This window comes from Streptomyces sp. NPDC032721, assembly GCF_055579625.1.
Genome location: NZ_JBVIMX010000005.1, coordinates 333,588 through 359,155 on the forward strand (window position 1 = coordinate 333,588; position 25,568 = coordinate 359,155).

Below are 25,568 nucleotides of genomic sequence, written 5' to 3' on the forward strand. Positions count from 1 at the left end.
GGTGTGAGGCGTGGGGCGCACGGACAGAGGTGCGGACAGCATTCGACTGCCGCCGCCTCACGTTCTGTTACGGCACCTTCCGAAACTCACGTTCCGCTACCTCACGCCGGGTGAATTCGACTTCATGAACCACACGCATCGCAGTATTCGCTTCTCCCCCGCCGTACGCACGGACCGGCGCAAGACGCTCGCGGCGTGGGCCGGTCGGCTGGTGGAAGCACGCTGGTTCTCGGTCCTGGTGATGGCCGCCATCCTCGGCAACGCCGTCCTGCTCGGCGTGGAGACGTACTCGGGTCTCGCGGCGCGCTGGCACGGGCAGCTGGTCGTCATGGAGAAGTGCTTCCTGGCCCTGTTCACCTGCGAGAGCCTGCTGCGGCTGGCCGCGCACGCCGACCGGCCCCGGGACTTCTTCCGCAGTCCGTGGAACGTCTTCGACGCCGCTGTGGTCCTCCTCGCCTTCCTGCCCGTCACCGGGGACAACACCACCCTCCTGCGGCTGCTGCGGCTCTTCAGGGTGCTGCGCACCGCGCGCTTCCTGCCCCAGCTGCGGGTCATCGTGACCGCCTTGGGCAAGTGCCTGCCGGGCACCGTCAGCTTCGTGATGGTCGGCACGCTGCTGCTGTACGTGTACGCGATGGTGGGCTGGCTCGCGTTCGCCGCCGCCGACCCGCAGCACTACGGGTCGCTCGGGCGGGCGGTGGTCACCCTGTTCATCCTGATGTCCCTGGACGGGCTGGGGGACGCGGTGCACGCCGGGCTGCTCATCTCGCCGTGGTCGCTTGCCTATTACGGCTCGTATGTGCTCCTCAGCTCGTTCCTGCTGGTGAACCTGCTGATCGGGGTGGTCATCAACTCCCTGGAGCAGGCCCGTGATTCGGACGGGCCCGCGAAGGAGTCCGGCCCGCCGCCGGCCGTCGAGCCGCCCGCGCGGGAGGCCGCCGATCCGCTGGACGCCTTCGGGGTCCGCGACCGCATCCTGGCCGCCCGGCTGGCCCTGGACGACGCGGAACGGCTCATTCAGATGAGCCGCTTGGACTCCAGGTAGGCCCGCGCCACGTCCTGCGGCAGCCGCCGCCAGCTGTCCACCTGCTGGTTCAGGGAAGCCAGGTCCTCGGTCGTCAGTACGGTGTTGAGCTTGCCCAGCGCCTTGGTCACTCCGGGCGAGCCCGCCCGCGCCCGGTTCACCACGGGGACGATGTAGTCGGCGTTCTGCAGCTTCTTGTCGTCGGCGAGGAGGACCAGGCCGAAGGCGTCGAGGGTGGCGTCGGTGGTCGTGGTGAGCACCATCTGGTCCTGGCCGCTCTGCACGGCCTGTTTGGCGGGGGTGGTGCCTACGCCCTTGGGGTCCACGGCCGTGATGTCGATGCCGTACGTCTTCTTCAGCCCGGGCTCGCAGTACGGGCGCTGGACGCACTCGTCGCCCGCCGCCAGCCGCACGGGCAGCCCGGACCTGCCCAGGTCGGTGAGGGTCTTGAGCCGGTGCTCGCGGGCGTACGAAGCCGCCACGGCGAAGGCGTTCTGGTCGACGGCCCGGCCGGGGTCGAGGACGGTGAGCCCGCGCGGGGCCGCCAGTTTCCGCAGCGCCTTCATGGTGGCGTCGAGATCGGGCGAGCCGACGGGGGTGGCGTCCGCGCCGTTCTTCTTGGCGTTCAGCCAGTCCGCGAAGGTGGCCGCGTACTCCGGGACGACATCGATCTGCCCGCTCTCCAGGGCCGGTTCGTACAGCTCCCGGTTGGTGACGGACAGCAGGGTCGTGCGGTATCCGGCCTTCTCCAGGAGCAGCGCGTACATCTGGGCGAGGAGGTCGCTCTCGGTGAATCCGGCCGAGCCGATGGTCAGGTCGTGGCTGTCGCCGGGCTCGGCGGTGATCTCGCCCTGGTTCTCCAGGGAGGGCCCGGTGGTGCAGCCCGTGACGAAGAGGAGCAGCACCCCGGCCACGTACCTGCGCCGCGTCATCCGTCGCATCGTCCGCCGCGACGTCCTCCGTGGCGTCCTGCGCGTCATCCGGCCCGCCCCCTCGCCCATTCGGGAGCGAATCTCTGGGCCGCTTCGAACAGCCCCTCCACCAGGAGTGCGAACACGGCGACGAGCACGGCCCCCGCGACCACTTGCGGCGTACTGGCGAGGTTGAAGCCCGCGGTGATGATCCGGCCGAGTCCGCCGCCGCCGGCCAGCGCGGCCAGCGTCGCCGTCGCCACCAGCTGTACGGCGGCGATCCGCACACCGGTCATGATCATCGGCAGGGCGAGCGGAAGTTCCACGTGAAACATCACCTGTTGTCCCGTCATGCCCATTCCCTTGGCGGCCCGGACGGTGTCCTGGTCGACACCGCGCATCCCGACGTACGCGTTGGTCAGCAGCGGTGGCACCGCGAAGAGCACCAGCGCGATGATCGTCGGCCACTCCCCCCTCGTGCCCAGCGGGGTGAGCAGCAGCAGGACCAGGACGGCGAAGGTGGGGACGGCCCGGCCGACGTTGGAGATGTTGACCGCGAGCGCCCCGCCCCTGCCGAGGTGGCCGAGCACGAGGGCAACGGGCAGGGCGACCAGACAGCTCAGCAGCAGGCAGACGACGGTGAGGAAGAGGTGTTCGCCGAGGCGGTCCCAGATGCCTCCGTCGCCGTTCCAGTGCGCGGCGTCGGTGAGCCAGTCCCAGGCCGCGGAGAGGGTGTTCATACGCGCGTCCAGGGGGTGAGCAGCCGCTGTACGCCCAGCAGCAGGAGGTCGGCGGCGATGGCGATGATCACGCACAGCACGGAGGCGGTGAGGACCTGCGCCTTGAAGTAGGTGTTCATGCCCGTGTAGATGAGGTTGCCGAGGCCGCCGTGGCCGACGATGGCGCCGACGGTGACCAGTGAGACGGCCGAGACGGTGGCGATACGGAGTCCGGCCATGGCGGCGGGCAGTGCGAGCGGCAGCTCGACGCCGAGCAGCAGGCGTACGGGGCCGTAGCCCATGCCCCGGGCGGCCCGCCTGGTCTCCTCGGGCACGGCGCGCAGCCCGGCGAGGAGGTTCCGTACGAGCAGGGTCAGCGAGTACAGGACCAGGCCCGCGATCACGAGCGAGGCGGACAGCCCGTACACCGGCAGCAGCAGCGAGAACATCGCGAGCGAGGGGATCGTGTAGAGCACCGTCGTCAGACCGAGCACGGGTGCGGACGCCCAGCGCCAGCGGCGGGCCGCGATGGCCAGCGGGAGCGCGATGAGCAGTCCGAGCAGCACGGAGACGACCGTGAGCTGGAGGTGCTGGAGCACCGCGTCCCAGAGGATCTCCCGGCGGCTGGACAGGTAGGCGCCGCAGATCCACTCGTTGCGCGCGAGGCAGTCGTCCGGGGGCGCGGTCACCCGTCCATTGCAGCCCGGCGGGGCGGGTGGGCGCGCGTCCTGGTGGACCGTACGGGTGCCCGGGCAGGCGCCGGAGGGGTCGTGGCATCCTGACCCCATGGGGGACAACGCGCGGCACCGTTCCGTACGACGCAGTTACGACACGGTCGCCGGGGAGTACCTGCGGCGGCTGCGGGACGAGCTCGCGGGGAAGCCGCTGGACCGGGCCCTGCTCGCCGCCCTGCTGGAGCAGACGGAGCCCGGCGCGGTGATCGCGGATCTGGGCTGCGGCCCGGGTCATGTGGCCGCCCATCTGGCGGAGGGCGGGGCGCGCACGGTCGGCGTCGATCTGTCGGCGGGCATGGTGGAGGCGGGCAGGAGCCACTTCCCCGGGGTCGAATTCCGGCGCGGTGACCTCCTCGAACTGCCCGCCGGGGACGGCGAGTTCGGCTCCGCCGTCGCCCTGTACTCGATCATCCACCTCCCGGCGGACGAGCTGGGCCGCGCCTTCGACGAGGTGGCGCGGACGCTCCGTCCCGGCGGGCTGTTCCTCGTCGCCTTCCATGTCGGCGAGGAGACCAGGCACCTGACCGAGTGGTGGGGGCACGAGGTGGACGTCGACTTCCACTTCCATGACCCCGCGCATGTCGCGAAGCTGCTGGAGGCCTCCGGATTCGGTCTGGAGATGCGGATGGAGCGCACCCACTACGCCCATGAGGCCGAGACCCGCCGCACCTATCTGCTGGCCCGGCGCGGCTGACTCGTTCCGTATCCCGAAACAGGGGAGCGCGAAACCCCCCGTACGTGTGACACTCCGGCCATGCTGGGTGTCACAGATCTGCCGACCTACCTGATGGGTCTCGTCCTGATAGTGCTGCTGCCGGGACCGAATTCGTTGTACGTACTGTCCGTCGCGGCCCGCCGCGGTGTCCGCTCCGGGTATACGGCGGCTGCCGGTGTCTGGTGCGGCGACACCGTGCTGATGGTGCTGTCCGCGGCCGGTGTGGCCTCGCTGCTGCAGGCCAACGCGTTCCTCTTCGGCATCGTGAAGTACGCGGGCGCGGGCTATCTGACCTGGCTCGCGATCGGCATGCTGCGGGCCGCGTGGTCGATGTGGCGGGCGCGGCACGAGAAGGCCTCCGCGGAGGGCCCGGAGTCCGCCGCCGCTCCGGTCGCGCAGGAGCGTCCGTACCGTCGCGCGCTGGTGATCAGTCTGCTCAACCCGAAGGCGATCCTCTTCTTCATCTCCTTCTTCGTGCAGTTCGTCGATCCCGCCTACGCGTACCCCGCGCTCTCCTTCGTCCTGCTGGGCGCGCTGGCCCAGCTGGCGAGCTTCCTCTACCTGACCGCGCTGATCTTCAGCGGCACCCGGCTCTCGGCCGCGTTCCGCCGCAGGAAGCGGCTGTCGGCGGGGGCCACCACGGGAGCGGGAGTGCTGTTCCTGGGATTCGCGGCGAAGCTGACACTGGCGAGCGCCTAGCCGCCGAGGGGCAGGGGGCGGGCGGTCGGCCTCAGGATCTCCACCACGGTGCGCGGACGACGTTGTCCTCCAGCACGCCGCAGTTCGTCCCGTTGACGACCTGACCTCGCTCGATGTCCCAGCCGACCACGCCGTTCCCCTTGCGGCCCAGCTCCACCAGCCGGTCGCGGCCGGCGCCTCCGCCGGTGTTCACGTCGCACTCGACGACGGTGGTCCACGCCCTGCCGTCCAGGGCGTCGGCCACCGCGAGCACCGGCAGGACGAGCCCGGCGAGGACGAGCGAGACGAACCGTGCGGCGTCCGCGGTGCGCTGGCGCCAGGTGGTGGCGGTGGTGTGGGTGCGTCTCCCGTCGCGGCGCGAGCGGCGGCCGGTGCGGTACTCGGCGATCACGCCGAGGCGCAGCGCGAAGGAGCCGACGGCCACCGCGGTCCCCCACCACCAGCCGTGGAAGGCCCCGAGGATCAGCCCAAAGGTGACCGGAAGGACGGTCGCCGTCACCGCCACGTGCCCGAGCGGGACGTCGGTGCGCGAGGGCGTGCCCCCTCGGGCCGCGAAGTATGCGTAGGAGGTGCGGGAGGCCGTGACGGCGAGCACCGCGGCGAGCAGGGGGTCGCTGAGCAGCATGCCGATGAGTACGTCGGGCCAGTTGCCGGGCTCCATCGCGACCAGGGCGTCCTTCGCCCCGCCGCTGCCGCCCAGTGTCCAGGCCAGCTTGAGCACCGGGACGGTGAAGACGACGGCCAGCAGCACCAGGTGCCCGGGCCCGCCCTTGCGGTCCTGCGCCCGCTCGCTCCGGCCGGTCCGCTCCGCCTCCTTGTCCCGCGCGGTGGTGCCAGCGCCCTGCTCGCTCATGGCGCCAGTGTCACCGCGCGACGCTCCGGGCACCTCCCGGAATGGCCGGACGGAGCAGAAACGCCTGCGCGCCGCACCCCATCGGGTCCGGCGCGCAGGCGTTTCTCCTGGGTACAGCGGGTCAGTGCTTGTGGCCGGGGGCTTCCTCCTCGGACTGGCCGGCGGGGGCAGTGGTTCCGGCATCGGTACCCGTACCCTTGCCCGCCTCGACCGTGAAGGCCGCAGTGCGGACCTTGCCGTTGTGCTGGAAGTCCAGGAACAGGCGGTACGATCCCGCGCTCGGTGCCGTGGCGGTGAAGGAGATCCCCGGGCCTGGCTTCGTCCTTCCGTCGCCGGGCTCGCCGTTGGGGTGCACGTGCAGGTAGGCGAGGTCGCCGGAGCGCAGGGCCACCAGGTGTCCGTACGCGCCGAGGTAGGGCTGGAGGTCGGTGACCGGCTTTCCGCCCTTGGCGACCTTGAGCAGGAGCTCGCCGCTCTTGCCGGGGTTCAGCCCGCCGTCGAGGGTGACCTGGTATCCGTCGACCTCTGCGGTACGGGAGGTGGAGGGGAGAGCGGCGGGGTTGGAGTTGCCCGCGACCGCGAGGTCCCCTCCGAGGGTCAGCGCGTCCGCGCCCTTCTTCGCGGGCTTGAAGTCGGCGAAGGCGCGGTAGCCGCCTGCGGCGGGCAGGTCGGTGGTGGTGCTCCAGGTGCCGTCGGCGGCCCGGGTGGGGTGCAGGTGGCGGAAGACGGTCAGGTCCCGTGAGGCGACGATGAAGTGCAGTTCCTTCTCGTGCTGGGGCTCGAAGGCGGTGACCTTGCGGCCCTGCGCGTCCTTGATGGAGAAGCTCAGCTTCGCGCCGCCCCCGGCGTTCACCCGGGGCGTGTCCAGGGCGAGGGTGTAACCGCCCTCGGAGATCTGCAGTCCGCCCGCCACGGGCGCGGCCGCGCTCTTGTCCCCCGAGCCCGAGCCTGCGGGTTCCTTCGCCCCGCCCGGCCCGCCCGCCGTGTCGTGTTCCGCGTGGGCGGCCGGCTTCTCGTCGTTGCCCAGGGGGCCGACGCCCTTGCCCACGCCGTACGCCGCGCCGAACGTCGCGGCGACGGCCGTGGCGAAAGCAGTGATCTTCAGTCCCGTGTTCATGACGCTCCTCTGGAGATGTGAGCTGCGTGCGAAGCAGCGACCATGTGCTCCACAATACCCCTGGGGGGTATCCAGTCAAGAGCTTTCGACTGCTTGCGCAAAATAGGGGGAGGGGGTATGCCTGAGTTGTTCGAAAATCCCCCGCGGGGCTGGGAACGGCCTGCCACGGTCCGTGCAGTGGTGGACGAAATCAACCTGGCCGGACCCGTGGCGTACACGACGGCGATGACGGTCGCGGAGATCCTTTGCCGCAAGGGCTGGCTGCGCCGCGAAAAGGTTTCCCGCGCCTGGGTGTACGAGCCGCAGAGCACGCGGGAGGCATACACCGCCCGGCTGACGCGGGACGCGCTCGGCGAGACGGGGGACCGTCAGGTGGCCCTGCCCGGACTGCTGGTGCGGACGAGCCGTCCGCACCAGCAGTCCGGGCTGGCGGCCGTGCCGTGGGGCGTGCTCGCCGCCACCTTCTCGGTTCGGCAGGGCTGACTTTCGCCCGGCTGTTGCTTCCCGCACGAAGCAGTCACCGGCTGATGAGCCTTGCCGAGGGTGCGCTCCCCCGGACTTCGACGCCCTTGTGGACGGCGGCGCCGTCCGGGTCGGCCATCGCCCGCGCGAGCGCCTCCGAGGAGTCGAAGGCGAAGGCCGACGACTGTACGAGGGGCACGCTCAGGGGCCGGCTGCCGCCGTCCGTCGGCTCGTTCACCACGTGCACGGCACGGGTCGTGATGTCCACTTGCTTCTCCTCGGTCGGATGCGGATGCGGATTCGGGCACCGGGAACGGAAACGGGGGCGCCCGATGTCTGCTGAAGAGACATCGGGCACCCCCGGACGGGCAGCGATTCGGACCACTGAGGCGGCCACGCACCGCACGTACTAGACGCCCACCTGCTCGCCCTGCGCGGCAGTGGCGGGCTTCTCCGGTGCCGCGGCGGCGGACTTCTTCTCCCCGCGCATCACGAGCAGGGTGATCAGGCCACCGGCGGCGGCGATCACGGCCGCCCCGATGAACGCGGAGCTGAACCCTTCGGTCAGGGCGGGGAGGTCACCCAGCTTGCCCGCACCCTGCGAGGTGGCGAGCGCGGTCAGGGCGGCCAGGCCGAGCGCGGAGCCGACCTGGTACGTGGTGTTGACGATGCCGGAGGCCAGACCGGCCTGCTCCGGCGGGGCACCGGCCATCGCGGTCATCATCGTGGGGATGTACGCCAGGGACATGCCGAGCGCGGCGACCAGCGAGGCGGGCAAAACGTCGATCAGGAAGCTGCCGGTCGGCTCGACCGTGGACAGCCAGACCAGTCCGAGGGCCAGCACCAGCAGACCGCCGGCGATCAGCGGCTTGGCGCCGAACTTCATCATCAGCCGTGCGGTGATCATCGTCATGAAGATCATCAGCAGCACGGTCATGGGCAGCAGGGCGGCGCCGCTCGCGAACGCCCCGTAGCCGAGCACCTGCTGGAGGTACAGGTTGAGGAAGTACCACATCGGGATCCACGCGGCACCGAGCAGCATCATCGCCAGGTTGGCCGAGCCGAGCCTCGGCACCCGCCACACGCTGAACGGCATCAGCGGCTCGCGCACGGACTTCTGGATGACGAGGAAGAGGGCCAGCAGGGCGACGGCGCCGACGAGTTGGAGGATGGTCGCGGTCGAACCCCAGCCCGCCTCGGGGGCCCGTACGACGGCGAAGACGGCCAGTGCGAGACCGGCGGTGACGGCGACGGCACCCGTGATGTCCACCGAGCCGCGACGGCTCTCGACCGCGGGCAGCACCTTGGTGGCGGCGAGGGTGATGAGGCCGATGGGGATGTAGATGATGAAGACCCAGGGCCAGCTCACCCACTCGGTGAACACCCCGCCGAGGAACACTCCGGCCGTGCCGCCCGCCGGGGCGGCGGCACCGTAGAAGGCCATGGCCTTGCCGAGTTCCTTGGGGTTGTGCCCGAAGAGCATCATCAGCAGCGTCATGGCGGACGGTGTGATCAGCGCTCCGCCGACGCCCTGGACGCCACGGCCCAGGATCTCGACCCAGGCGGTGGAGGCCGCCGCCGCGAGCACCGAGCCAGCGATCATGATCACCCAGCCGGTGGAGAAGATCTTCCGGGCGCCGATCAGGTCCGACAGCCGCCCGCCGAGCAGCAGCAGACCGCCGAACACGATCACATAGGCGTTGAACACCCACTGCAACTCGCCCTGGGAGAAGCCCAGGTCCTTCTGCATCTCGGGGAGCGCGACCCCGATGATCGACGTGTCCATGATCACCATGAACTGCGCCGTGGCGAGCACCGCGAGTGCCCACCAGCGCTTGGGATTGACGGTTGACATGACCTTCCCCTCTCCGATTCACATACCCTAGGGGGGTACCTGCGGCCCGTACCGTAGCATACGGGTGGGGGGTATGCGAGTCCCTGGAATGTCCGCTGCCACTCCGTCAACACCCGCCCCCCGCCGACCGACTGGAACCAGCCTCTGCCGCCGCTCCCGCCGCCCCGGCCATCGGCGAGCCCTCGCCGTCGCATCCCTCGCACACCGGATAATTCCGGCCAATTACCGCAACAGCGATGCAACAGCGAGATGCGACAGCGAGGGGTGCTTCACGCCATGGCCACCAAGGACACGCACGACGGGGACGACCTGCGGGACCGGGTCGACGGACTGATGGACGATCTGGTCGCCGACCTGGAACGGCTCACCGCGATTCCGTCGGTCGCCTTCCCGGGGTTCCCGCCGGAACCGGTGCAGGAGGCCCATGACCTGCTCGTCGGGCTCCTGCGGGACATCGGCGTCGAGCACATCGAACGCATCGACCTGCCGGACACCGCCCCGGTGATCTTCGCGGAGATCCCGCCGCCGGCCCCTGACGCCCCGACCGTCCTGCTCTACTCGCACTACGACGTCCAGCCGCCCGGCGACGAGGGCCTGTGGAAGTCGCCGCCCTTCGAACCGACCCCCGTCGAGGGCGGCCTGCGGGCGCGCGGGATCGCCGACGACAAGTCCAACGTCATCGCCCACCTGGGCATGCTGCGCGCCTTCGGGGGCCGTCCGCCCGTCGGCATCAAGATCGTGTTCGAGGGGCAGGAGGAGTACGGCAGCCCCTTCGACGACTACCCGCCCACCGACGCACAGCGGTTCGCCTGCGACGCCATGGTCATCGCCGACCTGGGCAACCTCCGCCCCGGCACCCCGACCCTCACCACCGGCCTGCGCGGCGCCTGCGAGGTCGTGGTCGAGGTCCGTACGCTCCAGGAGCCGCGCCACAGCGGGGAGTTCGGCGGCGCCGCCCCCGACGCCCTGCTCGTACTCCTCAAGGCCCTGGCCACCCTGCACGACGTGCACGGGGACGTGGCCGTCGAGGGGCTGCGCCGGGAGGAGTGGACCGGGGCCGGGTACACCGACGAGGAGTTCCGCGAACTCGCGGGCGTCGAGCCGGGGATGCCGCTGATCGGCAGCGGCACCCTGGGCGAGCGGCTCTGGACGGGACCGGCGATCACCGTCATCGGCATCGACGCCCCGACCGTGGACGGTGCCGCGTCCGCCGTGGTGCCCCACGCGCGGGCCAAGCTGAACCTCCGCTTCCACCCCCAGCAGGACCCGGTCGACGCACGCGGCAGGCTGGTCGACCACCTCAGGGCGCTCAAGCCGTTCGGCGTCCCGCTCACCGTCACCCCGGGCGACACCGGCCCCGGCTTCGAGGCGCGCACCGGCGGCCCGGCCTACGCCGCGGCCCGTACCGCGCTCAGGGAAGCCTGGGGCACCGACGCCCAGTACGTGTCGACCGGCGGCTCCATCCCGTTGGTCAACGGGCTCTCCAAGGCGGCGCCCGACGCCGAGGTGCTGCTCTTCGGCGCCCAGGACAGCATGTGCAACCTGCACGCCCCCAACGAGCGCGTGCTCCTCTCCGAGCTGCGGAACACGGTCGTCGCCATGTGCGCCTTCGTCCGCGAGTACGCCGCCGCGCACGGCACGGGGAGCGCCTCATGAGCACCGCCGACGCGGGATCCCCGCCCCGGCCGCCGGACACCGATCCCGACGAGCCCCCACAGGCCGACGGCAGGCGGAAGTTCTCCTTCCCGAGCGCGCTGACCATCCTGGCGATCGTCACCCTCGCGGTCTGGCTGCTCGCCTTCCTCATTCCGCCGGGCCAGTACGACCGCAACGAGGCGGGCGCGCCCGTCGAGGGCACGTACCACCGCGTCGACACGGGCCGGACCTTCGTCGACAGCCTCAACGACCTGTTCCTGTCCGCGGTCAACGGCCTCTACGGCATCCAGGACCCCAAGACCCAACTCGTCGGCCCCTACAACTCCGGCGATCTCTACGGCAGTGCGGGCGTCTTCCTCTTCGTGCTCGCCATCGGCGCGTTCATCACGGTGGTCTTCGCCACCGGGGCGCTCGACCGGGGCATCGCCCGGCTCGCCCACCGGCTGCGCGACCGGGGAGCGCTGCTGATCGCGGGCATGATGCTGGTCTTCTCGGTGCTGGGCACGGTCGAGGGCTTCGCCGAGGAGACCCTCGGGTTCTACGGGCTGATCGTGCCGCTGGTGCTCGCGCTCGGGTACGACCGGATGACGGCCTGCGGCGTACTGATCCTCGGCGCGGGCGTCGGGGTGATGTGCTCGACGGTCAACCCGTTCGCCACCGGTGTCGCCTCCTCGGCGGCGGGCATCTCGCTGGGCGACGGCATCGCGCTGCGCTTCGTGATGTGGATCGTGCTGACCGCCGTCACGATCGCGTACGTCATCCGCTACGCCCAGCGCGTCCGGAAGGACCCCGCACGCTCGCTGTCCGGTTTCCGGCCCGGCGACCGCGACCGGGAGCAGGCCGTCTCGGACGCCACCGGGGCGCCGGAGCTGACCGGGACGCACAAGGCCGTCCTGATCGTCACCGCACTGGTCTTCGCCTTCATGATCTTCTCGGTGGTGCCCTGGGCGAGTGCCCTGACGGGGGACGCCGACGCCAAGCCGTACGGCTTCGAACTCGGCTGGTCGTTCGCTCAGTTGGCGGCGCTCTTCCTGTTCGCGGCGGTTCTCGTCGGGCTGGTCGCGCGGATGGGCGAGGCCAGGCTGAGCTCGACGGTGGTCCAGGGCGCGGCGGACTTCATCTCGCCCGCGCTGGTGATCCTGCTGGCGCGCGGCGTCACCGTGATCATGAACAACTCGAAGATCACCGACACTGTGCTGCACGCGATCGAGGGCATCGTGAAGGGCACCGCCTCCGGTCTCTTCGCGATCATCGTCTTCGCGGTGAACCTGCCGCTGGCCTTCCTGATCCCGTCCACTTCCGGCCACGCCACGCTCGCCATGCCGATCCTCGCGCCACTGGCCGACTTCGCGGGGGTCTCGCGGGCGGTCGTCGTCACCGCCTGGCAGGCGGCCAGTGGCTGGATGAACCTGTGGATCCCGACGACCGCCGTCACCATCGGCGGCGTGGCGCTCGCGAAGGTCGGCTACGACAAGTACCTGCGGTTCGTCTGGCCGTTGCTGGCGGTGCTGTTCGTGCTGATCTGCGGGTTCCTGGCGGTGGGCGCGGCGTTCACCTAGCGGCGGGGAGGCTGGCGACAAGGCGGCCGGCGGCGGCGCGGCGCCCTGTCCCGGTCAGCGCACCCTGCCGCGCGGTTTCAGATGGGCCGGCGGGAGTTCCGGGGCCGGGATCGGGGCGCCGTCGTAGCCCTTGACCTCGCCGAAGCGGGTGCCGGTCATCCAGTCCTCGCGGGCCTGGGCGATCTCCTCGTGGGACCGTCCGATCCAGTTCCAGAACATGACGAGCTCCTCCTCGAAGGGCTCGCCGCCCAGCAGCATCAGGCTCGCGTCGGACTCGGCGCGCAGCGGGAGTCCGGTGCGCCCGCAGCCCAGGTAGAGCATCGAGCCGGGGAGGACCGGGACCCCGTCGACGTGCGCCTCGCCGGACATCGACAGGACCGCGTACTCGAAGTCCGGGTCGAGCGGGAGGGACGCCTGTGCGCCGCGCGCGAGGGTGAGGTCCGCGCCGACGATCGGGGAGTACGTGCTGCCGGGCGAGGTGGCGCCGTCGAGTTCGCCGAGGATGACGGTGGCGGTGAGGCCGGGGGCGGTGACCCGGGGCAGGTCCGCGTGGTGCTGGAAGTGCGGTTCGGTGTGGCGGTGGGCGTCGGGGAGGGCGACCCAGAGCTGTGCGCCGTGCAGCAGGCGGGCGTGCTCGCGGGGGGACTCCTCGGAGTGGCTGATGGCGCGGCCGGAGGTCATGAGGCCGAGTTCGCGGGGGCGGATGGTGGCGAGGGAGCCGGTGCTGTCGCGGTGCAGGACCTCGCCCTCGTGCAGCCAGCTCACGGTCTGAAGGCCCATGTGCGGGTGCGGCGCCACCTGCATGCCGGGCTCGTCGGCGATGTCGTCGGGGCCGTAGTGGTCGACGAAGGCCCAGGCGCCGACCATGCGGCGGCCCAGGTTCGGCAGCAGTCGGCGTACCTCGGTGGATTCGCCGAGCTGCACCCGGCGGGGCGAGAGGAGTTCGCGCACCGGTTCGGCGGCGACGAATCCGCGTCCGCCGCAGACGGCGGGCACGGGCTGACGATCGAGATTGCTCATGGCGTCAACGTACTGCCGGGCGGGCGGATCGGACCGCGGGGGCGCCCGGCCGCCCCCGAATCGTAGTGGAATGTTCAATCACCTTCGTGTGTTGGAGGGGGTGAACGGCTCGGCTCCCTTGATCGGGGCCCCGGGCCGGAACCGCACGACGAGGCAGGAGCGCACAGTGGACGTCCAGGTCAACCTCAACGACGCGTACTACCAGCAGGGCAGCGCCGCCGAGCGCTGGGACCGTGCGCAGCTGTTCTTCGACGCGAAGGAGTACGACAAGGCGGCGCGCATCCTCGGCCCGCTGGTCGAGGAGGTCCCGGAGCTGGCCTCGCCGAGGCTGCTGCTGGCCCGCTCGTACTACCACTCCGCCCAGCTGAAGCGGGCCGAGCAGGAGCTGCGGACGGTGCTGGAGAGCTGGCCCGTCGAGCACTACGCGCAGCTGATGCTGGGCCGCACCCTGGAGCGCCAGGGGCGGCACGACGAGGCGGCCCCGTACCTGCGGACGGCGGCGGCGCTGAACGGTGAGTTCGACTCGCTGGAGCCGGCGTCCAGCAGCTGACCCGGCCGCGCGGGATTCGCGGGTGAAGCGCTGAGGAGTAGACCGCTCCTCAGCGCTTCACCGCTTCACGGCACGCAGAACCACGAACTTCGGGTCGCTCGCGATCACTTCGCAGTTCCCGAAGAGCCTGCGCAGCCGTACGTGGTAGCCGAGGTGCCGGTTGCCGACGACCAGGAGTTCCCCGCCGGGGCGCAGCACGTCGCGCGCGCCCGCGAACATCCGCCGGGCGGTGGCGTCGGTGGTCGCCTGGTGCGAGTGGAAGGGGGGATTGTTCAGTACGAGGTCGACGGACTCGTCCGGAATCCCCGCCGTGCCGTCACCCACCCCGAACTCGGCCTTGCCCTCGCCCTCGGGGACATTGGCCCGGTACGTCGCCTCCGCCGAGGCCACCGCCTGGTACGACTCGTCCGCGAACAGCACCTCGGCCCCCGGGTGGGCGAGCGCCGCCGCCGTGCCGACGACGCCGTTCCCGCAGCCGAGGTCGAGGATCCTGGCGGGCCGCCCTCCCCGGGGCAGGGCCCCGGGCAGGTGCTGGAGGAAGAACCGGGTGCCGATGTCCAGGCGCTCGGCGCAGAAGATGCCGGCGTGGTTGGTGACGGTCACCCCGGCGCCCGCCCCCGCGTCGGCGTCCAGGGTGTACGTCAGCGGCCACGGGTCGCCGTTGCGGTCGGGCGACGCGGTGGGGGTGCTGAAGATCAGGCGGGCCTTCTTCTCCGCGAGCGAGGTGCGGGTGGGGCCGATGAACCGCTCGAACAGGCGCAGCGTGGAGGTGTGGATCTCCTTGACCATGCCGGTGCCGACGACGACGGTGCCGGTGTGCAGGGCGGGGGCGAGGCGGTGCAGCTGGTCCTCCAGGAGCGCGAGGCTCTTGGGCACCCGGACGAGGAGGACGTCGATCCGCTCGGGCGGGGTGTCCTGGGTGGACAGCAGGCGCAGGGCGTCCGGGTCCGTGCCGTTGCGGGCGAGGTTGGCGCGGGTGGCCTCGCGGCCGAGGTAGGAGTCCGTGATCTGTACGGGCCGGTGCTCGGCCAGTGCGGTGACCAGTGCGCCCCACCGGTCGCCCAGGGCGACGACGGTGCCGGACAGATCCGTCGCGGGGATCTCGTCGGTGCCCGCCAGATGGCGCAGCAGGTACTCGTCGGCGGCGTCCCACGCGCGCAGCGTGTCGCGGGAGTCCACGGGGAAGCGGGCGAGCTCGGACACGCCCCATGACGTCGTCAAACGGTTCATTGTGGGTTCAGGCTAACCCGGCGCGCGGACCCCGGGGCCGGCTCCCCGGGTCCACCCGCGCACGCGGCCCGTGCTACCGGCGGCCGGCGGGTCGGTGCGGCACCGCCGGAAGAGGCGCGGAGCGGCCGGATGTCCGCCTGACCAGGCAGTGGAGCACACTGGTACCGGCCCGTTCACGAGCTGGGAGCAGAAGCATGGATCAGGCACAGGCCCGTCAGTGGCTGGCGACCGCCGTCGAGGAGGCTCGGGCGGGCCTCGCCGAGGGCGGCATCCCGATCGGCGCCGCGCTGTACGGGGCGGACGGCACGGTCCTGGGGCGCGGCCACAACCGGCGCGTCCAGGACGGCGACCCGTCGATGCACGGGGAGACCTCGGCGTTCCGCGATGCCGGGCGGCAGCGCACGTACCGGGGCACGACCATGGTGACGACGCTGTCCCCGTGCTGGTACTGCAGCGGTCTGGTGCGGCAGTTCGGCATCTCGCGGGTGATCGTGGGCGAGTCGGAGACCTTCCACGGCGGGCACGACTGGCTGGCCGAGCACGGCGTGGAGATCATCGAGTTGAACGACCCGGAGTGCGTGGAGCTGATGAAGGACTTCATCGCCGCGAAGCCGGAGCTGTGGAGCGAGGACATCGGCGAGTGACGCCTCGGCACACCCTAGAGGGCACGGCCCAGCGCGAGTGCTTCGTCGACCGCCGCCGGGATGTCCGTGACGGGGAACAGCGCGTGCCGTACGGTGCGCTGCGCGTCGACGAGCAGGATCAGCCGCTTGAGCCGGAGGTCCTGGGCCGACCGGAAGGTGGGCAGGCGCAGCGCGGCGGCCAGTTGGAGCCGTTCGTCGGAGAGCAGCACGAAGGGCAGGTCCTCGGCGTTCGCGAAGTCGGCCTGTTCTCGCGGGAGTTGGGTGCTCACCCCGCGCACCGCGAGCCCGGCGGCCTCGAACTGCGGCCAGGCGTCACGGAACAGCCGGTTCTCCAGGGTGCAGCCCGCCGCCCCCGGGACGTCCGGCCGGGGCGGGCCGCCGGGGATGCCGGTCGCCGGGTAGACGAAGAGGACGGTGGCGCGGGCGTCGGGTGCGACGGGGTGGTGGGCGCTGCCGTCGGTGCCCGGCAGTTCGAGGTCCTGCGCGATGCGGGTGCCGACGAGCTGTGCCACCCGGGCCGCTTCGCCGCTCGCGCCGTCGGCGGTCCCGGTGAGGGTGCCGTCGCCGAGCAGCCAGCGGTCGGCCCAGTCCTGGAGTGAGACCAGGACCGGGATCAGACCGCGTCCACGCTCGGTGAGCACGTACTCGTAGCGCGTCGGCCGCTCCTGGTACGGGCGCCGTTCCAGCACTCCGTTGTCGGTGAGGGTGCTCAGCCGCTCCGAGAGGACCTTGCGGGACAGGCCCAGTTCGCGGGCGAGCCCGTCGAAGCGGACCTGCCCCCGGGCGACCTCGCGCAGCACCAGGAGGGTCCACCAGTCGCCGACGACTCCTGCGGCCTGGGCGATGCCGCAGGTCTCGTCGGTCTGGTGCCTGCGGGTCATCGGCGAGCTCCGTTGCCTGGGGGCGGGTTGCCTGGGGGCGGGGTCATCCGCCCATAGTAGGTTCCCTTTCCGTACTGAGCGCGTTCTCGGCGCCCGGCCGCTCGAACTGGGTGCGGTAGAGCTCCTCGTACCTGCCGCCCGCCGCGAGGAGTTCGGTGTGGGTGCCCCGTTCGACGATCCGCCCGGCCTCCACGACCAGGATCAGATCGGCGGCCCGCACCGTGGAGAGCCGGTGCGCGATGACCACGGCGGTACGTCCGTCCAGTGCCTCGGCCAGTGCTTCCTGGACGGCCGCCTCGGACGTGGAGTCGAGGTGTGCGGTGGCCTCGTCGAGGATGACGACGCGCTGCCGGGCGAGCAGCAGCCGGGCGATGGTGAGCCGCTGGCGTTCGCCGCCGGAGAGCCGGTAGCCGCGCTCGCCGACGACGGTGTCCAGACCGTCGGGCAGGGAGGTGATGAGCTCCTCCAGACGGGAGCGGCGCAGCGCGTCCCAGATGTCCTCCTCGGTGGCGTCGGGGCGGGCCAGCAGGAGGTTCGACCGTACGGACTCGTGGAAGAGGTGGCCGTCCTGGGTGACCATGCCGAGGGTCTGCCTGATGGAGTCGGCGCTGAGGTCGCGGACGTCGACGCCACCGATGCGTACGGTGCCCGCGTCGGCGTCGTACAGCCGGGGCAGCAGTTGCGCGATGGTCGACTTCCCGGCGCCGGAGGAGCCGACGAGGGCGACCATGCGGCCGGGTTCGGCGCGGAAGGAGACGTCGTGCAGGACGTCGGTGCCGCCCCGGTTGTCGAGGACGGCGACGTCCTCCAGGGAGGCGAGGGAGACCTTGTCGGCGGCCGGGTAGCCGAAGGTGACGCCGTCGAACTCGACGGAGACCGGTCCTTCGGGGACCTTGCGGGGTTCCGGCTTCTCGGCGATCAGCGGCTTGAGGTCGAGGATCTCGAAGACCCGCTCGAAGCTGACGAGTGCGCTCATCACCTCGACGCGGGCGCCGGCCAGGGCGGTCAGCGGGGCGTAGAGCCGGGTCAGCAGCAGGGCCAGGGCGACGACCGCACCGGCCTCCAGGCTGCCGCGCAGCGCGTAGTACCCGCCGAGCCCGTAGACCAGGGCGAGGGCCAGCGCGGAGACGAGGGTGAGTGCGGTGATGAAGGTGGCCTGCACCATGGCGGTACGGACGCCGATGTCGCGCACCCGGCCGGCGCGGGCGGCGAATTCGGCGGACTCGTCGGCGGGGCGGCCGAAGAGCTTGATGAGGGTGGCGCCGGGGGCGGAGAACCGCTCGGTCATCTGGGTGCCCATGGTGGCGTTGTGCCCGGCCGCCTCGCGCTGGAGCCTGGCCATCCGTGAGCCCATGCGCCGCGCGGGCACCACGAACACCGGCAGCAGCACCAGGGCGAGCAGGGTGATCTGCCAGGAGATGCTCAGCATCACGGCGAGCGTCAGGAGCAGGGTGACCAGGTTGGAGACGACGCCGGAGAGGGTGTTGGAGAAGGCGCGCTGGGCGCCGATGACGTCGTTGTTGAGGCGGCTGACCAGGGCGCCGGTGCGGGTACGGGTGAAGAAGGCCACCGGCATCCGCTGGACGTGGTCGAAGACCGCCGTGCGCAGATCGAGGATCAGCCCTTCGCCGAGGGTCGCCGACAGCCACCGGGTGCCGAGCGCGAGGCCCGCCTCGACGACGGCGATCAGTGCGATGAGCAGGGCCAGTCGGGTGATGGTGCCCGTGTCGTTGCCGCTGACGATGGCGTCCACGACGCGGCCCGCGAGGACGGGCGTGGCGACGGCGAGCAGTGCGGTGACGACGCTCAGCAGCAGGAAGAGCAGGAGTTTTCTGCGGTGCGGGGTGGCGAATGCGGCGATGCGGCGCAGGGTGACGCGGGAGAAGGGACGTTTGTCCTCCTGCGCGGTCATCACGCTGTGCATCGACGTCCAGGCGGTGACTTCCATGTCCACGGGGTGCCTCCGGGGTGCAGTGCCGACGCTCGGAATTCCCGTCGGCCGTGGTGGCCCGGGGAGCAGTCAGCACGCTACGACCTCAACCGGAGTTGAGGTCAAAGAATTCCCCCGACCCACCCCCAACGGGCCCACCACGCCCACGTATTGACGCTCACCGAGCCACTCGCTCAGCCCGTGGAGAGCCCGCCCGCCGAGGTGACCAGCGCGTCCAGCACCGGCTTGATCAGCGGATGCTGCTCGGCCCCCCGCCGTACGGCAGCGAAGACCCTGCGGGTCGCCGCGTGCCCGGTCACCGGGCGTACGACGGCGTCCTTGAGCTCCATCCCGCGCAGCGCGGACCTCGGCACCAGCGCCACACCGGCGCCCGCCCCGGCCAGTGCGACCACCGCGCGGAAGTCGTCCGAGGAGTGCTTGAGGCGCGGCTCGAAGCCCGCGAGCTCGCAGGCGCGCAGCACCATGTCGTGGCACGGGTTGCCCGGGTAGGGGCCGATCCAGTCGCTGGTCGCGAGGCCCGCCAGGGCGACATGCTCATCGGCACACAGGGCGTGCCCGGCGGGCAGTACGGCGTCGAAGGGCTCCGCGTACAGCGGCACGCGCGCGAGGCGCCGGTCGTCCTCGCGGGGTGCGCCCCGGTACTCGACTGCGACCGCCACGTCAGCCTTGCCGCTCAGCACCAGCGGCAGGCTCTCGTCGCCCTCCGCGTCCCACACCCGCATCCGGATGCCGGGGTGCTCGCCCGCCAGGCGGCCGACGGCGGGGGCGACGACCTCGGCGATGCCGGTGGCGAAGGAGGCGACCGCGACCTCGCCGGCCGCGCCGCCCGCGTAGTCGGCTAGTTCGGCCTCGGCCCGTTCCAGCTGGGCGAGGACGGCGTGGGTGTGGGCGAGCAGGATCTCGCCCGCCGCGGTCAGTTCGACCCCCTTGCCGCTGCGGATGAGCAGGGTGTGGCCGGTCTCCTGCTCCAGCGCGTTGAGCTGCTGGGAGACGGCCGAGGGGGTCAGGTACAGCACATGGGCCGCGGCGGTCACCGTACGGTGGTCCGCCACGGCCCGCAGGATGCGCAGCCTTCTGGGGTCGATCACCCAGCCAGTGTCGCCCGTGCGTCGACGAACGCCGCAATCGCCCTCTCGACGTCGGCGGTGGAGTGCGCGGCGGACAGCTGGACCCGGATGCGGGCCTTGCCCATCGGGACCACCGGGTAGGAGAACCCGATCACGTACACACCGCGCTCAAGCAGCAGCTCGGCCATGCGTCCGGCCTCGGCGGCGTCGCCGATCATGACGGGGGCGATGGCGTGGTCGCCGGGCAGGATGTCGAAGCCCGCCTCGGTCATCTTCGTACGGAACAGCTCGGTGTTGGCGCGCAGCTTCTCGCGCAGGTCACCGGCCGACTCCAGCAGGTCGAGGACCTTGAGGGAGGCGGCGGCGATGACCGGGGCGAGGGAGTTGGAGAAGAGGTACGGGCGCGAGCGCTGGCGCAGCAGGGCGACGATCTCGGCGCGGGCGGCGACGTAACCGCCGGAGGCGCCGCCCAGCGCCTTGCCGAGGGTGCCGGTGATGATGTCGACGCGGTCCATCACGCCGTGCAGCTCGGGGGTGCCCCGGCCGCCCTGGCCGACGAAGCCCACCGCGTGCGAGTCGTCGACCATGACCATGGCGTCGTAGCGGTCGGCGAGGTCGCAGATCTCCGTCAGCGGGGCGACGTAACCGTCCATCGAGAAGACGCCGTCGGTGACGATCAGGCGGCGGCGGGCGCCCGCGGTCTCCTTGAGCTTGGCCTCCAGCTCGGCCATGTCGCGGTTGGCGTAGCGGTGGCGGGCGGCCTTGGAGAGGCGGATGCCGTCGATGATGCTGGCGTGGTTGAGGGCGTCGGAGATGACCGCGTCCTCGGGGCCGAGGAGGGTCTCGAAGACACCGCCGTTGGCGTCGAAGCAGGAGGAGTAGAGGATCGTGTCCTCCTGGCCCAGGAAGGACGAGAGCCGCGCCTCCAGCTCCTTGTGGACGTCCTGGGTGCCGCAGATGAAGCGGACCGAGGCCATGCCGTAGCCCCAGCGGTCCAGGGCTTCCTTGGCGGCGGTGACGACCTCGGGGTGGTCGGCCAGGCCGAGGTAGTTGTTGGCGCAGAAGTTGAGGACCTCGGCGGCCTGCCCGTCCGCGGTGACGCCGACGGTGGCGTTCTGCGGGCTGGTGATCACGCGCTCGGGCTTGAACAGCCCGGCTTCGCGGATCTCGTCGAGGGTGGCGCGCAGTTCGTCACGGACGGACGCGTACATGGAGAGCTCCCTGTGGGGTCGCGGTGGAGGATGTTCCAGTGTCTGCCGGGGCCCGGCGAGTGAACCGAAGGGGCGCGCGGGCGTCGAAAGGAAGAGCGCGCGCAGGCCGGGAGGAACGAGCGGCCGAGCACGGTCGACCGTCGACGCCCGCTCGGGCGCCCCGGAGGCGAACCGAGCCTCGGAATTAGACAGTCCAGTCGAGGATGATCTTGCCGCTGCGGGCGGTGGCGGCCTCGTCGAAGGCGGCCTCGAAGTCCTGGTAGCCGTAACTGCCGGTTATCACGGGCCGCAGGTCGAGACCGGCCTCGATCAGCACCGTCATGGCGTACCAGGTCTCGTACATCTCGCGGCCGTAGATCCCCTTGATGGTGATCATCGAGGTGACGATCTTCGACCAGTCGACCGCGAACTCCTCCGCGGGCAGGCCCAGCATGGCGATGCGTCCGCCGTGCGTCATGTTGTCGACCATGTCGCGCATGGCCTCGGGGCGGCCGGACATCTCCAGGCCGATGTCGAAGCCCTCCTTGAGGCCCAGCTTCTGCTGTGCCTCGGCGATGGAGCTCTGCGCGACGTTGACGGCGAGGGTGGCGCCGACCTGGCGGGCCAGCTCCAGGCGGGGTTCGCTGACGTCGGTGATGACGACGCTGCGGGCTCCGGCGTGCTTGGCGACGGCGGCGGCCATGATGCCGATCGGACCCGCGCCGGTGATCAGTACGTCCTCGCCGACCAGCGGGAAGGACAGCGCGGTGTGCACGGCGTTGCCGAACGGGTCGAAGATCGCCGCGACGTCGAGGTCGACCTTGGTGCGGTGCACCCACACGTTGGACGCGGGCAGTGCGACGTACTCGGCGAAGGCGCCGTCGACGCCGACGCCGAGTCCGACGGTGGAGCGGCAGAGGTGGCGGCGCCCGGCCAGACAGTTGCGGCACTTGCCGCACACCAGGTGGCCCTCGCCGCTGACGATGTCGCCGGCCTTGATGTCCGCCACGTCCGCGCCGACGTGCGCGACCTCGCCGACGAACTCGTGGCCGAGCACCCGGGGCGTGGTGACGGCCTGCTGCGCCCAGCCGTCCCAGTTGCGGATGTGCAGGTCGGTGCCGCAGATGCCGGTGCGCAGCACCTTGATGAGCACGTCGCCGGGGCCGGTCTCGGGCTCGGGCACGTCCATGAGCCACAGCCCGGGCTCGGCCTTGTGCTTGACGAGTGCTCTCATGGCGGTGGCTCCAGGCTGTGAGGCATCCGGCGACGGATCCCGTGGTGATCGCTTGTGGGCTCCAATCTGCCGATCGGGACGGGCCGCGTCCATCGAGGTTTTCTTAACCGGGCCCCAAGCCCAGCTTCATTCGCACATCCGCTCGCCCCGCTCGTACACCCTCATGACCTGTACGTTTCCAGCAGTCGCAGCCAGATCTCGCTGATCGTCGGGTACGAGGGGACGGCGTGCCACAGTCGCGACACGGGCACCTGGCCGACCACCGCGACCGTCGCGGAGTGCACCAGTTCGCTGACTGCGGGGCCCACGAAGGTGACGCCGAGGAGGGTCTCGGTGTCGAGGTCGACGACCATCCGGGCCCGGCCCTTGTAGCCGTGGGCGTAGAGACCGGCTCCGGCGACCGCGCCCAGGTCGTGGTCGACGGCCCGTACCCGGCGGCCTGCCGCCTCGGCCTCGGCGAGGGTGAGGCCGACCGAGCCCGCCTCGGGGTCGCTGAAGACGACCTGCGGAACGCATCCGTGGTCGGCGGTGGCCACGTGCTTGCCCCAGGGGGCGTCGTCGACGGGCTTGCCGAGGGCGCGGGCGCCGATCACGTCGCCCGCGATCCGGGCCTGGTACTTGCCCTGGTGGGTGAGGAGGGCGCGGTGGTTGGCGTCGCCGACGGCGTACAGCCAGTCGGAGTCCTCGACCCGGCAGGTGTCGTCGACCGGCAGCCAGGTGCCCGGTTCGAGGCCGACCGTCTCCAGGCCGATGTCGTCGGTCCTGGGTGCGCGTCCCACGGCGAAGAGGATCTCGTCCGCCTCGATCGTCGAGCCGTCCTCCAGGGTGACGGTGAGGGTGGCGCCGTCGCGGTGGACGGCCGCGACCGACGCGCCGTGGCGCACCGTCGCGCCCGCCTCCTCCAGTGCCTCGGTCACGTACTCGCCCGCGAAGGGCTCCATCCTCGGCAGCAGTCCGCCGTCGCCCCGCACCAGGAGGGTGACCTGTGAACCGAAGGCCTGCCAGGCGGTGGCCATCTCGACGCCGACCACTCCCCCGCCGACCACCACCAGGCGGCCGGGGACGGACTCGGCGCTGGTCGCCTCGCGGCTGGTCCACGGGCGGGCGTCGGCGACGCCGGGCAGGTCGGGGACGACGGCCCGGGTGCCGGTGCACACGGCGACGGCGTGGCGTGCGGTGAGGGTGGTACGGGTGCCGTCGGGGGCTTCCACCGTGACCTTGCGGGGGCCGTCGAGGCGGCCGTGCCCGCGGTGGATCGCGACGCCGATCGACTCGATCCAGCCGACCTGGCCGTCGTCCTTCCAGTTCGAGGTGTAGTAGTCGCGGTGGGCGAGGACGGCGGGCACGTCGAGCGGGCCCTGCACGGCCTGCTGGAGCCCGGGGACGCGGCGGGCGTCGGCGCGTGCCGTGACGGGGCGCAGCAGTGCCTTGCTGGGCATGCACGCCCAGTAGGAGCACTCGCCGCCGATGAGTTCCTCCTCGACGATCGCCACGCTCAGCCCGGCCGCGCGGGCCCGGTCCGCGACGTTCTCGCCGACCGGTCCGGCGCCCAGCACCACCACGTCGTAGGCGAGCATCGTGGAGTCTGTTTCGGTTCCTGTGACAGGTGTCATGAAGCTCAGTCTGCTGGGTGGTGTGCGCCGCAGCCAGAGGGGAAGGGGGTCCGACGGAATAGGGCACTGTCGTGCACCGTTGAGAGCGGAACGGCGATGCCCTGAATGACGGAAGAGGAGCACAACATGGCCACTGTCGAACTTACGAAGGAAAATTTCGACTCGGTCGTCACCGACAATGACTTCGTCCTGATCGACTTCTGGGCCTCGTGGTGCGGTCCGTGCCGCCAGTTCGCCCCGGTATACGAGAGCGCTTCCGGCCGTCACGAGGACCTGGTCTTCGCCAAGGTCGACACCGAGGCGCAGCAGGAGCTCGCGGCGGCCTTCGAGATCCAGTCGATCCCGACCCTGATGATCGTCCGCGAGAACGTCGCGGTGTTCGCCCAGCCGGGCGCACTGCCCGAGGCGGCTCTTGAGGACATCATCGGCCAGGCCCGCAACCTGGACATGGACGAGGTCCGCAAGTCGATCGAGAAGACGCAGACGGACGGGCCCGGCGAGCAGCAGGACGCCGGCTGACCCGCTCTTCCCCGCTGCGGCATCCGGGGGGCGCCACCTCGAAGAGGCGGCGCCCACCGGCATGTCCGGACGGTTTCAGCGCTCCAGGACCAGTGCCAGTCCCTGGCCGACGCCGATGCACAGGGCGGCCAGTCCGGTGCCCGAGCCCGCCGCCGCGAGCTGGTGGGCGACCGAGCCCGCCAGCCGGGCGCCGGAAGCGCCGAGCGGGTGTCCGAGGGCGAGCGCGCCGCCGCGCGGGTTGACCACGGCCGGGTCCAGGTCCGGCCATTCGGCGAGACAGCCCAGCGACTGGGCGGCGAACGCCTCGTTCAGCTCGAAGGTGGTGAGGTCGGCGAAGGTGCGCCCGGCCTTGGACAGGGCCCTGCCGACGGCCTCGACCGGGCCGAGGCCGAAGAGCTGCGGTTCGATGCCGGTGACGGCGGAGCTGCGGATCCGGGCGAGCGGTTCGCGGCCGGTGGCGCGCAGTCCTTCCTCGTCGACGAGGAGCAGGGCCGCGGCCCCGTCGTTGAGGGGCGAGGAGTTGCCCGCGGTGACCGTGCCGTCCGGGCGGAACACCGGCTTCAGCTTGGCCAGGGTCTCGGGCGTCGAGGACTCCCGGATGCACTCGTCGCGGAGCAGCGCGACGCCCTCGTACGGCACGACCTCGCCGTCGTAGAGCCCCTCGGCCCAGGCGGCGGCCGCCTTGTGGTGGCTGGCGAGGGCGAAGGCGTCCTGTTCCTCGCGGCCGATCTTGTGCTTGTCGGCGACCCGTTCGGCGCCCTCGCCCAGCGAGACCGTCCACTCGGCGGGCATCGCCGGGTTGGTCATCCGCCAGCCGAGCGTCGTCGAGTGGAGCTGCTGGTGCCCGGCGGGGAAGGCCCGCTCGGGCTTCTGGAGCACGTACGGGGCCCGGGACATCGACTCGACGCCGCCCGCGACGGCCACCGAGGCGTCGCCCATGGCGATGGCGCGGGCGGCCTGGACGACGGCCTCCAGCCCCGAGCCGCAGAGCCGGTTGACAGTGACTCCCGGGACGGTCACCGGCAGTCCGGCGAGCAGCACGGCCATGCGGGCCACGTCCCGGTTGTCCTCGCCGGCCCCGTTGGCGTCGCCGAAGTAGACGTCGTCGATCCGGGCCGGGTCGAGGTCCGGGCTGCGGCCGACGAGTGCCCGGACCACATGGGCGGCGAGGTCGTCGGGGCGTACGCCCGAGAGGGCTCCCCCGAACTTGCCGATCGGCGTGCGGACGGCGTCGACGACATAGACGTCACGGATGCTGGTGGGCATCGGGAACTCTCCTCCGGATGGCGGGTGTTGGGGCCGGGGCCCACACCGGCGCCGGATCCCTGCCGCCGCCCGTGATCGCCCTTGATCACCCGCGACCGA

At 71.4% G+C, this 25,568-nt stretch carries 25 protein-coding genes; 9 read left to right on the top strand and 16 right to left on the bottom strand.

Translation table 11 applies throughout. The annotated features are described in order from the left end of the window. The first annotated feature begins 124 nt into the window (after positions 1-124). A complete protein-coding gene (locus ACZ5PB_RS13725; protein ID WP_468690723.1) occupies positions 125-1,045 on the top strand; it encodes an ion transporter in 921 nt (306 codons plus the stop codon). Here ACZ5PB_RS13725 and ACZ5PB_RS13730 read toward each other — a convergent pair. The 3 genes from ACZ5PB_RS13730 to ACZ5PB_RS13740 are packed head-to-tail and all read right to left on the bottom strand — an operon-like array spanning position 1,018 to position 3,343. Further along, on the bottom strand, positions 1,018-1,956 hold the full coding sequence (locus ACZ5PB_RS13730; protein ID WP_468690724.1) for an ABC transporter substrate-binding protein: 939 nt from the start codon (positions 1,954-1,956) through the stop codon (positions 1,018-1,020). The two genes, ACZ5PB_RS13725 and ACZ5PB_RS13730, sit on opposite strands and share 28 nt — an antisense overlap. 44 nt (positions 1,957-2,000) lie before the next feature. Next, entirely contained in the window at positions 2,001-2,675 is a 675-nt protein-coding gene (locus ACZ5PB_RS13735) for an ABC transporter permease (protein WP_468690726.1), read from the bottom strand. Beyond that, positions 2,672-3,343, bottom strand: coding sequence for an ABC transporter permease (locus ACZ5PB_RS13740; RefSeq protein ID WP_468690728.1), 672 nt, complete (start codon positions 3,341-3,343; stop codon positions 2,672-2,674). The genes ACZ5PB_RS13735 and ACZ5PB_RS13740 overlap by 4 nt, the downstream gene beginning before the upstream one ends. Positions 3,344-3,440: 97 nt before the next feature. On the opposite strand from ACZ5PB_RS13740, the gene ACZ5PB_RS13745 reads away from it, so the two are divergent. Together ACZ5PB_RS13745 and leuE are read left to right on the top strand one after the other, a co-directional pair. Further along, on the top strand, positions 3,441-4,082 hold the full coding sequence (locus tag ACZ5PB_RS13745) for a class I SAM-dependent methyltransferase (protein ID WP_468690730.1): 642 nt from the start codon (positions 3,441-3,443) through the stop codon (positions 4,080-4,082). A gap of 60 nt (positions 4,083-4,142) precedes the next feature. Next, the gene (leuE, locus tag ACZ5PB_RS13750; RefSeq protein ID WP_468690732.1) at positions 4,143-4,802 is read left to right on the top strand and encodes a leucine efflux protein LeuE; all 660 of its coding nucleotides are present in this window, start codon (positions 4,143-4,145) and stop codon (positions 4,800-4,802) included. A gap of 31 nt (positions 4,803-4,833) precedes the next feature. Here leuE and ACZ5PB_RS13755 read toward each other — a convergent pair whose 3' ends face one another. Then, positions 4,834-5,655 carry a hypothetical protein gene (locus ACZ5PB_RS13755; RefSeq protein WP_468690735.1) on the bottom strand — a complete coding sequence of 274 codons (822 nt, stop codon included), beginning with the start codon at positions 5,653-5,655 and terminating at the stop codon, positions 4,834-4,836. Between the two features lie 121 nt (positions 5,656-5,776). Next, complete coding sequence (locus tag ACZ5PB_RS13760; protein WP_468690737.1) at positions 5,777-6,772, bottom strand: hypothetical protein; 996 nt, start codon at positions 6,770-6,772, stop codon at positions 5,777-5,779. A gap of 117 nt (positions 6,773-6,889) precedes the next feature. Here ACZ5PB_RS13760 and ACZ5PB_RS13765 point away from each other — a divergent pair, with 117 nt between their 5' ends. Beyond that, positions 6,890-7,255: a BlaI/MecI/CopY family transcriptional regulator gene (locus ACZ5PB_RS13765; protein ID WP_468690739.1), complete on the top strand. Its 366-nt coding sequence runs from the start codon at positions 6,890-6,892 to the stop codon at positions 7,253-7,255. A 34-nt stretch (positions 7,256-7,289) separates the two neighbouring features. On the opposite strand, the gene ACZ5PB_RS13770 is transcribed toward ACZ5PB_RS13765, so the two are convergent. Further along, positions 7,290-7,502, bottom strand: coding sequence for a hypothetical protein (locus ACZ5PB_RS13770; RefSeq protein WP_468690741.1), 213 nt, complete (start codon positions 7,500-7,502; stop codon positions 7,290-7,292). Positions 7,503-7,643: 141 nt separating this feature from the next. Then, the gene (locus tag ACZ5PB_RS13775) at positions 7,644-9,089 is read right to left on the bottom strand and encodes an MFS transporter (RefSeq protein WP_468690744.1); all 1,446 of its coding nucleotides are present in this window, start codon (positions 9,087-9,089) and stop codon (positions 7,644-7,646) included. Between the two features lie 276 nt (positions 9,090-9,365). Here ACZ5PB_RS13775 and ACZ5PB_RS13780 point away from each other — a divergent pair, with 276 nt between their 5' ends. Together ACZ5PB_RS13780 and ACZ5PB_RS13785 are read left to right on the top strand one after the other, a co-directional pair. After that, positions 9,366-10,745 carry a M20/M25/M40 family metallo-hydrolase gene (locus ACZ5PB_RS13780; protein WP_468690745.1) on the top strand — a complete coding sequence of 460 codons (1,380 nt, stop codon included), beginning with the start codon at positions 9,366-9,368 and terminating at the stop codon, positions 10,743-10,745. Further along, entirely contained in the window at positions 10,742-12,304 is a 1,563-nt protein-coding gene (locus ACZ5PB_RS13785; RefSeq protein WP_468690747.1) for a YfcC family protein, read from the top strand. Before ACZ5PB_RS13780 ends, ACZ5PB_RS13785 begins: the two co-directional genes overlap by 4 nt. A gap of 54 nt (positions 12,305-12,358) precedes the next feature. Here ACZ5PB_RS13785 and ACZ5PB_RS13790 read toward each other — a convergent pair whose 3' ends face one another. Next, on the bottom strand, positions 12,359-13,324 hold the full coding sequence (locus ACZ5PB_RS13790; RefSeq protein ID WP_468690748.1) for a pirin family protein: 966 nt from the start codon (positions 13,322-13,324) through the stop codon (positions 12,359-12,361). Between the two features lie 166 nt (positions 13,325-13,490). Between ACZ5PB_RS13790 and ACZ5PB_RS13795 the strand changes: the two genes are divergently transcribed. After that, a complete protein-coding gene (locus tag ACZ5PB_RS13795; protein ID WP_468690750.1) occupies positions 13,491-13,874 on the top strand; it encodes a tetratricopeptide repeat protein in 384 nt (127 codons plus the stop codon). A 57-nt stretch (positions 13,875-13,931) separates the two neighbouring features. Here ACZ5PB_RS13795 and ACZ5PB_RS13800 read toward each other — a convergent pair whose 3' ends face one another. Beyond that, the gene (locus ACZ5PB_RS13800; protein ID WP_468690751.1) at positions 13,932-15,095 is read right to left on the bottom strand and encodes a methyltransferase; all 1,164 of its coding nucleotides are present in this window, start codon (positions 15,093-15,095) and stop codon (positions 13,932-13,934) included. Positions 15,096-15,298: 203 nt separating this feature from the next. Here ACZ5PB_RS13800 and ACZ5PB_RS13805 point away from each other — a divergent pair, with 203 nt between their 5' ends. Continuing rightward, on the top strand, positions 15,299-15,748 hold the full coding sequence (locus ACZ5PB_RS13805) for a nucleoside deaminase (protein ID WP_468690753.1): 450 nt from the start codon (positions 15,299-15,301) through the stop codon (positions 15,746-15,748). Positions 15,749-15,762: 14 nt separating this feature from the next. Here the strand turns inward: ACZ5PB_RS13805 and ACZ5PB_RS13810 are convergent, their stop codons facing one another. The 6 genes from ACZ5PB_RS13810 to ACZ5PB_RS13835 all read right to left on the bottom strand — a co-directional run bounded on the left by ACZ5PB_RS13810 (position 15,763) and on the right by ACZ5PB_RS13835 (position 23,684). After that, positions 15,763-16,629, bottom strand: coding sequence for a winged helix-turn-helix transcriptional regulator (locus ACZ5PB_RS13810; protein WP_468690754.1), 867 nt, complete (start codon positions 16,627-16,629; stop codon positions 15,763-15,765). Between the two features lie 43 nt (positions 16,630-16,672). Beyond that, positions 16,673-18,583 carry an ABC transporter ATP-binding protein gene (locus tag ACZ5PB_RS13815; protein WP_468690756.1) on the bottom strand — a complete coding sequence of 637 codons (1,911 nt, stop codon included), beginning with the start codon at positions 18,581-18,583 and terminating at the stop codon, positions 16,673-16,675. Between the two features lie 170 nt (positions 18,584-18,753). Further along, positions 18,754-19,668 carry a LysR family transcriptional regulator gene (locus ACZ5PB_RS13820; protein ID WP_468690758.1) on the bottom strand — a complete coding sequence of 305 codons (915 nt, stop codon included), beginning with the start codon at positions 19,666-19,668 and terminating at the stop codon, positions 18,754-18,756. Further along, positions 19,665-20,858 (bottom strand): glycine C-acetyltransferase, encoded by a 1,194-nt coding sequence (locus ACZ5PB_RS13825; RefSeq protein ID WP_468690760.1) that lies wholly within the window; start codon positions 20,856-20,858, stop codon positions 19,665-19,667. The genes ACZ5PB_RS13820 and ACZ5PB_RS13825 overlap by 4 nt, the downstream gene beginning before the upstream one ends. A gap of 184 nt (positions 20,859-21,042) precedes the next feature. After that, on the bottom strand, positions 21,043-22,071 hold the full coding sequence (tdh, locus tag ACZ5PB_RS13830) for an L-threonine 3-dehydrogenase (RefSeq protein WP_468690761.1): 1,029 nt from the start codon (positions 22,069-22,071) through the stop codon (positions 21,043-21,045). A 161-nt stretch (positions 22,072-22,232) separates the two neighbouring features. Then, entirely contained in the window at positions 22,233-23,684 is a 1,452-nt protein-coding gene (locus tag ACZ5PB_RS13835) for a dihydrolipoyl dehydrogenase family protein (RefSeq protein ID WP_468690763.1), read from the bottom strand. Positions 23,685-23,810: 126 nt separating this feature from the next. Between ACZ5PB_RS13835 and trxA the strand changes: the two genes are divergently transcribed. After that, positions 23,811-24,203, top strand: coding sequence for a thioredoxin (trxA, locus tag ACZ5PB_RS13840; RefSeq protein ID WP_468690764.1), 393 nt, complete (start codon positions 23,811-23,813; stop codon positions 24,201-24,203). Positions 24,204-24,278: 75 nt separating this feature from the next. Here trxA and ACZ5PB_RS13845 read toward each other — a convergent pair whose 3' ends face one another. Continuing rightward, complete coding sequence (locus ACZ5PB_RS13845) at positions 24,279-25,469, bottom strand: thiolase family protein (RefSeq protein ID WP_468690765.1); 1,191 nt, start codon at positions 25,467-25,469, stop codon at positions 24,279-24,281. Positions 25,470-25,568: the final 99 nt, after the last annotated feature.

What these genes read in the sequence shown, in the direction of transcription:
- ACZ5PB_RS13725 (WP_468690723.1), top strand. Translation starts at nt 125, where the DNA reads ATGAACCACACGCATCGCAGTATTCGCTTCTCCCCCGCCGTACGCACG.
- ACZ5PB_RS13730 (WP_468690724.1), bottom strand. Translation starts at nt 1,956, where the DNA reads ATGACGCGGCGCAGGTACGTGGCCGGGGTGCTGCTCCTCTTCGTCACG.
- ACZ5PB_RS13735 (WP_468690726.1), bottom strand. Translation starts at nt 2,675, where the DNA reads ATGAACACCCTCTCCGCGGCCTGGGACTGGCTCACCGACGCCGCGCAC.
- ACZ5PB_RS13745 (WP_468690730.1), top strand. Translation starts at nt 3,441, where the DNA reads ATGGGGGACAACGCGCGGCACCGTTCCGTACGACGCAGTTACGACACG.
- leuE (WP_468690732.1), top strand. Translation starts at nt 4,143, where the DNA reads ATGCTGGGTGTCACAGATCTGCCGACCTACCTGATGGGTCTCGTCCTG.
- ACZ5PB_RS13755 (WP_468690735.1), bottom strand. Translation starts at nt 5,655, where the DNA reads ATGAGCGAGCAGGGCGCTGGCACCACCGCGCGGGACAAGGAGGCGGAG.
- ACZ5PB_RS13760 (WP_468690737.1), bottom strand. Translation starts at nt 6,772, where the DNA reads ATGAACACGGGACTGAAGATCACTGCTTTCGCCACGGCCGTCGCCGCG.
- ACZ5PB_RS13765 (WP_468690739.1), top strand. Translation starts at nt 6,890, where the DNA reads ATGCCTGAGTTGTTCGAAAATCCCCCGCGGGGCTGGGAACGGCCTGCC.
- ACZ5PB_RS13775 (WP_468690744.1), bottom strand. Translation starts at nt 9,089, where the DNA reads ATGTCAACCGTCAATCCCAAGCGCTGGTGGGCACTCGCGGTGCTCGCC.
- ACZ5PB_RS13780 (WP_468690745.1), top strand. Translation starts at nt 9,366, where the DNA reads ATGGCCACCAAGGACACGCACGACGGGGACGACCTGCGGGACCGGGTC.
- ACZ5PB_RS13785 (WP_468690747.1), top strand. Translation starts at nt 10,742, where the DNA reads ATGAGCACCGCCGACGCGGGATCCCCGCCCCGGCCGCCGGACACCGAT.
- ACZ5PB_RS13790 (WP_468690748.1), bottom strand. Translation starts at nt 13,324, where the DNA reads ATGAGCAATCTCGATCGTCAGCCCGTGCCCGCCGTCTGCGGCGGACGC.
- ACZ5PB_RS13805 (WP_468690753.1), top strand. Translation starts at nt 15,299, where the DNA reads ATGGATCAGGCACAGGCCCGTCAGTGGCTGGCGACCGCCGTCGAGGAG.
- ACZ5PB_RS13810 (WP_468690754.1), bottom strand. Translation starts at nt 16,629, where the DNA reads ATGACCCGCAGGCACCAGACCGACGAGACCTGCGGCATCGCCCAGGCC.
- ACZ5PB_RS13825 (WP_468690760.1), bottom strand. Translation starts at nt 20,858, where the DNA reads ATGTACGCGTCCGTCCGTGACGAACTGCGCGCCACCCTCGACGAGATC.
- tdh (WP_468690761.1), bottom strand. Translation starts at nt 22,071, where the DNA reads ATGAGAGCACTCGTCAAGCACAAGGCCGAGCCCGGGCTGTGGCTCATG.
- ACZ5PB_RS13835 (WP_468690763.1), bottom strand. Translation starts at nt 23,684, where the DNA reads ATGACACCTGTCACAGGAACCGAAACAGACTCCACGATGCTCGCCTAC.
- trxA (WP_468690764.1), top strand. Translation starts at nt 23,811, where the DNA reads ATGGCCACTGTCGAACTTACGAAGGAAAATTTCGACTCGGTCGTCACC.
- ACZ5PB_RS13845 (WP_468690765.1), bottom strand. Translation starts at nt 25,469, where the DNA reads ATGCCCACCAGCATCCGTGACGTCTATGTCGTCGACGCCGTCCGCACG.